Annotated in this window: 8 protein-coding genes, 1 pseudogene and 1 other annotated feature; of the genes and pseudogenes, 3 read left to right on the top strand and 6 right to left on the bottom strand. The window is 37.5% G+C overall.

Going from position 1 to position 7,344, the window contains the following annotated elements; genetic code table 11:
- Positions 1-974, bottom strand: a 974-nt coding sequence (gene tyrS, locus CN326_RS19260; protein WP_098310584.1) for a tyrosine--tRNA ligase, incomplete at its 3' end; no start/stop codon positions are given.
- 83 nt (positions 975-1,057) lie between these two features.
- Positions 1,058-1,274, bottom strand: a binding site (T-box leader).
- A gap of 254 nt (positions 1,275-1,528) precedes the next feature.
- On the opposite strand from tyrS, the gene CN326_RS19265 reads away from it, so the two are divergent.
- Positions 1,529-2,002, top strand: coding sequence for a DUF4183 domain-containing protein (locus CN326_RS19265; RefSeq protein WP_098310585.1), 474 nt, complete (start codon positions 1,529-1,531; stop codon positions 2,000-2,002).
- Between the two features lie 63 nt (positions 2,003-2,065).
- Here CN326_RS19265 and CN326_RS19270 read toward each other — a convergent pair whose 3' ends face one another.
- The 4 genes from CN326_RS19270 to CN326_RS19285 form a co-directional block, all read right to left on the bottom strand.
- Complete coding sequence (locus CN326_RS19270) at positions 2,066-2,350, bottom strand: DUF4183 domain-containing protein (RefSeq protein ID WP_098310586.1); 285 nt, start codon at positions 2,348-2,350, stop codon at positions 2,066-2,068.
- A 299-nt stretch (positions 2,351-2,649) separates the two neighbouring features.
- Complete coding sequence (locus tag CN326_RS19275) at positions 2,650-3,696, bottom strand: M42 family metallopeptidase (protein WP_098310587.1); 1,047 nt, start codon at positions 3,694-3,696, stop codon at positions 2,650-2,652.
- Positions 3,697-3,840: 144 nt separating this feature from the next.
- Positions 3,841-4,167 carry a nucleoside triphosphate pyrophosphohydrolase gene (locus tag CN326_RS19280; protein WP_098310588.1) on the bottom strand — a complete coding sequence of 109 codons (327 nt, stop codon included), beginning with the start codon at positions 4,165-4,167 and terminating at the stop codon, positions 3,841-3,843.
- Positions 4,168-4,274: 107 nt separating this feature from the next.
- On the bottom strand, positions 4,275-5,063 hold the full coding sequence (locus tag CN326_RS19285) for an enoyl-CoA hydratase (protein ID WP_098310589.1): 789 nt from the start codon (positions 5,061-5,063) through the stop codon (positions 4,275-4,277).
- Positions 5,064-5,400: 337 nt separating this feature from the next.
- On the opposite strand from CN326_RS19285, the gene CN326_RS19290 reads away from it, so the two are divergent.
- Positions 5,401-5,874: a hypothetical protein gene (locus CN326_RS19290; RefSeq protein WP_098310590.1), complete on the top strand. Its 474-nt coding sequence runs from the start codon at positions 5,401-5,403 to the stop codon at positions 5,872-5,874.
- Positions 5,875-6,048: 174 nt separating this feature from the next.
- On the opposite strand, the gene CN326_RS19295 is transcribed toward CN326_RS19290, so the two are convergent.
- The gene (locus CN326_RS19295; protein WP_098310591.1) at positions 6,049-6,738 is read right to left on the bottom strand and encodes a pseudouridine synthase; all 690 of its coding nucleotides are present in this window, start codon (positions 6,736-6,738) and stop codon (positions 6,049-6,051) included.
- 196 nt (positions 6,739-6,934) lie between these two features.
- On the opposite strand from CN326_RS19295, the pseudogene CN326_RS19300 reads away from it, so the two are divergent.
- Positions 6,935-7,344 (top strand): annotated as a pseudogene (locus tag CN326_RS19300) (RNA-guided endonuclease InsQ/TnpB family protein); the annotation flags it as partial.

Consider the following 7,344-nt stretch of genomic DNA (forward strand, 5'->3'; position numbering starts at 1 on the left):
CCGCTAAATAATGCTTCTGTAATTTTTACTGCTTGTAGAAATGCATTTTCACCATGAACAAATTTCGTCATTTCTTCTGCTAACACTTTTTGCGCTTCACGTTTATGAGGTTCTGTTTGAACTTTAACCACTAATTCATCAATTCTATCTTTTGTTAAGAATGTGAAGAATTTTAAGTATTTAATCACATCGCGATCATCTGTGTTCACCCAGAACTGGTAGAATTCAAATGGTGTTGTCTTTTCAGGGTCTAACCAAATCGCTCCTCCTGCTGTTTTACCAAATTTCGTACCGTCTGATTTTAATAGTAATGGAATTGTTAATCCAAAGACTTTTGCATCTGGTCCTTCTTTTTTACGAATTAAGTCTAAACCGCTTGTAATATTTCCCCATTGGTCACTGCCGCCAATTTGCAGTTGTACGTCTTCTTCTTTGTATAAGTGATGGAAATCCATCGCTTGTAGAATTTGGTATGTGAATTCTGTAAATGAAATCCCTGTATCTAAACGACTTGCTACAATATCTTTTGCTAGCATATTATTTATACTAAAGTTTTTACCGTAATCGCGTAAAAACTCAAGGATACTTACTTCATGTGTCCAATCGTAGTTATTTACCATTTTCACTTCGCTATTTCCGCCAAAGTCGAATAACTTTTGCATTTGCACTGTTAACGCCTCAACATTATGCTGCACTTGTTCTAATGTTTGAAGTTGTCTTTCTGTTTGACGTCCACTTGGATCACCAATTGTTCCCGTTGCTCCTCCAATTAAAATAACTGGATGATGCCCAGCTAATTGGAAACGCTTCATCATCATAAATGGAATTAAATGTCCGATATGCATACTGTCACCAGTTGGATCTACACCACAGTACAAGGAAATCTTTTTCTCTTCTACTAGTTTACGCAATCCTTCTGCATCTGTTTGTTGATTAATGGCATCGCGCCATTCCAATTCGTCAATGATGTTCATGTCTTTCCAGCTCCTTTAATTTGTATGTTTTGCTTACCTTAGTTTGATAAGCATATAAAAAAAGTCCCTATGTCTACACTAGACATAGGGACGATTTTTAACCGTGTTACCACCCAGATTGCACAAATAGTATTTACTATTCGTACCACTCTTAGCAATAGTATCGATTGCTACTCCGCTTAGCATTACCTAAGATACTCCAGAGTGTAATTCACAAGTTTGTTTGTGCTAGGTTCCATCAACCCCTAGCTTTCTCGATAACAGTGACAAACTGCTACTGGGCTCTTTCAACGTATTTGATATGTTAAATTAAAGCCAATTATAGAGAAGTAAAATCTCATTGTCAATTCTATACAAAAATGTTTTTAAAGTGTTCACATTTGCTTTATTCTATTAAAGCAATAAATTGAAACTTCCATCAGTGGAGGGGGCTTTATCTCCTATTGATTGAAACATTCTAGCGGAAGAAAAAAGGGAATTAATGAACGAAACAAAAACATGACGAATGTACAATCAAATATTATATCTATTCATATACTTGTAATAAATCCATTATGTTCGCAAAAAAGGGGGGGACTGTTCTGAAACCATTTCATTCTAGGAATTACGAATACGAAGTTTTTTATTTCCCTTGCGCGCTTCCTCTTCCGGAACCCGGACCAGCAGGATCAACTGGAACGACTGGAACGACTGGAACAACTGGGCCTACTGAAACGACTAGGTCTACTGGAACGACTAGACCTACTGAAACGACCTCCCCAGGTCTGATTTCCGTAACAAATCTAATGTTTTTCACAGTTTCAGATGGCACGCGTCTTGTATACACAAACGATGATGGTTTGCCTCAATTCGGAACGACTCAAATTTTGGCACCAAATCAAGTATCATATATGAATTTATTTATCAACGGTATTATCCAACCGCAAAGTTCTTATAACGTACAAGCGGGTATATTAACGATATTTGCTGATGAAGCACTATCACCTGGCATTCCGATCACACTTCAGTTTATTTTGATCAATCAATAAAGTGAAACTCCCATCATTGTGGGATAAAAAACGGATTCTTTTAAAAGAATTCGTTTTTTATTACTAGTTTATACCAAATTCAATCATAACCGGAACACCACGATCTAAAATATCTCCACTCGGAATTGTAATAGCTGTTTTGGTCACACTTGAATTAATCGCAGGTTGTAACTGTCCGTTTAGGTATAAATTATAATATGCAAATGACGCGGGGAATGCGGTAGCAGCAGCTCCCGTGTCATCCTTAAAATCAGTTGCTAAAATAGTAAAAGTTGATCCTATTCCTGTTCCAGCACCGATTGTTGAATTATATCTTTTACTAGCAAAAAAAGGTTTAATAATAGGTATTTCATTTCACTCCTTTTGTTTTCAAGTCTAGTAGGGCTTATCCTACTCTACATATTATGTAAATATTTTATTTTAGCAACGGCCAACTACCCGTTTTTCATAGCTACTTAGTATTAGAATTCTATATTATTACTTAAAATGATGTTCTTACTTTTCGGTGGGAGCTAAGCGTCCCTATTTATATTGAAGATTTTTTGCACCTTAGCCTGCCAAAGATCCCTATTCTATTAGTTCAACATTATTTCTCATACAAAAAAGGCTAATCTACATTACAGATCAGCCTTTCTATCAATCACTTATTATTCTTCTACTAAATCCGATTGTACATACGTATAAACAAGCGCCTCCGTATGCGCAATTGATGTTTCATGCGTACGCTCATAAGCATGTGATGCATCAATGCCAGGACCAATTAGTCCGTGTTTCACATCTGCTCCGGCACGAATTGCTGCTGAAGCGTCAGATCCATAGAATGGGTAAATATCTACTTTATATTCAATGTTATTTACTTTCGCAAGTTCGACTAAATGTTTACGCATTGCGTAATGATATGGACCACTAGAGTCTTTTGCACAGATTGATACTGTATATTCATCTGATGCTTGTCCATCGCCAAGTGCCCCCATATCCACCGCAAGGTATTCTACTGTTTCTTCTGGAATATTAGAGTTACCGCCGTAACCAATTTCTTCATTGTTAGAGATCAAGAAATGTGTTGTGTATGGTAGCGTAATGTTTTCATCTTGTAATCTTTTAATCAATTGAAGTAAAATAGCAACGCTCGCTTTGTCATCTAGGTGACGAGATTTGATGTAGCCGCTGTCTGTCATTTGAACGCGCGGGTCGAATGATACGAAGTCGCCTACTTCAATGCCTACACGTACTTCTTCTGGTGAAGATACGCGCTCGTCGATACGTACTTCAATATTTTTTTCGTCACGTTTTTCTTCGCCTGCGTTTTTGTATACGTGTACGGATGTTTGATGGATTAAAATTGTGCCGGTATACGTTTTACCGCTTGCTGTTTCGATTTCACAATATTCTCCTTCAACAGCATTCCAGCGAAAACCGCCAATCATTGATAGTCGCAGGCGTCCGTCTGCTTTTATTTCTTTTACCATGGCGCCTAACGTGTCAACGTGAGCAGTGAGTAGACGTTGTTTCGTATCATCTTCTCCTTTTAACGTTATAATAAGGCCGCCTTTATTATTGCGCTTCGTTTCTACATTCCACTCTTTTACGTAGTCCTCAATGAAACGAATAATTGTATTTGTATTTCCAGACGGACTTGGGATTGAAACGAGCTGTTTAATGAGCTCCATCGTATCTTTTGCGTTATGTACCATATGCTTTTCCCCTCTCTTTTATCTTTCCAATTTTCAGTATAATGGAAAAGCCATGAAATAGGAATAAAGCGAACCTTCCATCAGTGGGAGTCTTACTGCCCGCGAATAGAAGGATAAAAGGCATCGCATATACTGCGATGCCTTCTACTCTTCACTCACTTCTACTAAATATACACCTTTTTCAAATCCGCCGCGCTCTGCTTCTTTCTCTTTGCGAATGCGCTCAACGTCCTCTAACGTTACGCCTTCTGCTTGCGCCATTGCTTTAATAACTTCTAAGGCATCGGCTAAAGAATCTAAGGCATGGTCACGGTCTTGCATAGACGCAAATTCACGCATTTCTTCTATTCCAATTTTCGATAATTCTTGTATGTATTCTTGTTTACTTAATTTTTTTGATGTATATGTTTTACCAGACATTAAAATCATTTCTGGTACACGGTCGCGTACTACTTTATTATAAACTGACATGAGAACACCTCCATTTTCTTCTATATCTCCTTCTATTATTCAAGAAAAAAGTGCTAACACCATTATACTAAAAAAATGTGTTAACACTTTCTTATTCTATAAAACTTTTATTCTCCTTTAAAAACCGGGGCACGTTTCTCTAAAAATGCTGTAATGCCCTCTTTATGATCCGCTGTTTTTCTCATTGCATATTGACCGCGTTTTTCAAGCTGAAGTGTTTGTTCTAATGAAGAGCGGTTCACTTCAGCTAAGACTTGCTTCGTTTGAATCATTGCGCCAATTGGTTTTTGCAGCCACTCATTAATTTTTTGTTTTACAGCATCTTGGAAGTTCTCACCGATCACTTCATCAATCATGCCGATTTCAAGTGCTTCCGTTGCTGATAATTTCTTTCCTTCCCAAATGATCTCTTTTGCGACATGCTCTCCAAGGCGCTTTTGTAAGAAGAAATGTCCACCACCATCTGGAATTAAAGCGATTCCAATAAAGTTCATCGCAATAATGGATGAAATATCAGCCATTACGTAATCAGCTGTTAATGCAATGCTGAGTCCAAGGCCTGCCGTCGGGCCATGAATCGCACTAATAACAAGCTTTGGCATTGTATAAAGCGCCACAATAATTTCGGAAATGGTATTCATAATGCCTTCAAATGCACTTTCATCTCCGCTTGATAACATCGACTTAATATCGCCGCCCGCAGAAAAACCACGGCCGTTTCCGCATAGCACAACGATATGCACAGAGCTTGCAGCCACTTCTTTTAACTTTTGTAATAATTCTTTTAACGTCTGCTCATCTAACGCATTTAACACTTGCGGACGATTTAACATAATTGTCGCAATCCGTCCTTCATATTTTACAATTACTGATTCTGCCTTGCTTGAAACTGTCATACATTCCCTCTCCTTCTCAATCTGTTATACTTATATAATTACAGAAAGGGATTTCAAAAACCTTCTTTTTTCTTAATTTTCCGTCAAATTAACATAAATTTTATCTCAAATCACAACAATGCTATATAAGATAGCAGAAACGCATCTCATACTAATAACTCTTCTGACAAGAAACAAGCTTTTTAAAAGCATAAAGTGAAACTTCCATCAATGAGAGGCTTACTGTCCGTTAATGCGGGAGAACACACAACCTGCCAAATTAACAAATTCAGTAACTTTCTCTATTTACATTCTTTCGTGGTATAATGAACCATTACATTACAATTATGGAGGACCTATGCTAACTTTTGAAGAAAAATTAACGATTATTGAATCTTTTCCAGAGCTAGAAAGAAAAAACGTATCCCTTGGGCGCATTAATTTTCATTACGAAGAAAGTCGCCTAGACAAAAAGAACGTTGTGTACCATTTACATCCAAACGGAAATGGCTTCGTATATGCCGGTCATCTGAAAGGCTACAAAACGAACGATAAAGGAATGGTGAACATCCGTGATTTTTCAGCGGAAGAACTTCGCTCATTACTTGAAAAATCAATGGATGCCCTTTCACAAGAACCAGTAGAAGAAGTTACACTTACTGAGAATTTCCAAGAGGAAGAGTGGATCAACGAAGACAAGCACATACTAACTCTTAAAAAAGAAGATGAAGATATGTGGAACGTTTATGCTGGACTAAATTTAGACGGCACATTCAACTCTTACAAGGAAGCGGCACAATACCTTGATGAAGAAGGGTTTACACGTAAATAAGAAAGACGCTCTTTCCGAGTAGGAAGAGCGTCTTTCTTATTTATCCCGCATTAACGGGCAGTAAGCCCCCCACTCAAGATGCAGAGAGAAACGAAGAAGATAGGTGGGGACAACTGCCCGTAAAANNAACTAACCATCAGTGGGGGATGCCCCCCCACTGATGGAAGTTTCACTTTATCCTAGCAATGCAAGGAGCTCACTCAGTTCTTCCTCAGTAAGGTCGCGCCACTCTCCCATCTCAATGCCGTCTACTACAATATTCATAATCCGAATGCGCTCTAATCTAGTAACTGTATAGCCGAATGCTCGGCACATACGGCGAATTTGACGGTTCATTCCTTGTGTCAGAATAATGCGGAATACGCAATCACTTATGCGATATATGTTACACGGATTTGTTTTTCCGTCGCGAATCGTTACACCACCGGCCATTCCTTCTAAGAAAGCATCGTCAAATGGCTTATCCACCGTTACAATATACTCTTTTTCATGACCATACTCAGAGCGCATCATTTTATTTACGATATCACCATCATTTGTCATTAAAATTAATCCTTGCGACGCTTTATCTAAGCGGCCAATCGGAAAAATGCGCTCTGGATAATTAACAAAATCAATAATATTTCCTTCTATATGCTTCGCTGCTGTACAAGTAATACCTACAGGTTTGTTTAAAGCAATATAAATATGGTGTTTCTTAGTTGGAATCGGCTTCCCATCAACAAGCACAATGTCATCAGGCCCTACCTCTCGCCCTGGTTCACAAATCTCTCCATTAACGGTAATTCGCTTTGCATCGATAAGGCGATTCGTTTCTCTTCTTGAATAATAACCCGTTTCACTAATGAATTTATTAATTCTCATGCAAAATCCCTTTCCTATTTGCAATTCACATGTATTAACACTTTCACCATTCTATCATACCTTTCGAGAGGACTCCCACCTCTAAACATATGTGAAGGTGGTGAGGTGAATCGAAAAAAACATTTTATGTTCAAGCAAAACAATAGAAACGTATGTTCTGGTTTTGGTATAATATCCTTAACAAGGAGGTAAAAAAATGACAACGGAAAATCAAACAAATTATAAAACTCTTCAGATTTGGATTAAAAAAGGTCATCGTATGTATTCTTACTTTCAAAAATCTTGCCAAAATGCTAAGAATATGTACAACACGACAAACTTTTATATACGACAAGTGTATACAAGTTTGACACAAGATAAGGAGTTGCAACCTTTACAAAGAGAAGTTTTGGATACAATTGATAAAAACATTGGGAAGATGAATGATACGCAACTTCTTGCATATCAAAAGAAATTAGAAAAAGAAAAATTGAAGCCAAAAGAAAAACAAAAAGAAGTAAAATGTAACTTATTTTCAGAACCAACTACAGAAAATCCTTATGTAGATTACAATTTTCTGGATGCATTGTTTAAGGTTATCGTTCAAAATGATTATCGTGCTTTGCC

The organism is Bacillus sp. AFS018417, assembly GCF_002560985.1.
In the GTDB taxonomy this organism is placed as follows: domain Bacteria; phylum Bacillota; class Bacilli; order Bacillales; family Bacillaceae_G; genus Bacillus_A; species Bacillus_A rhizoplanae.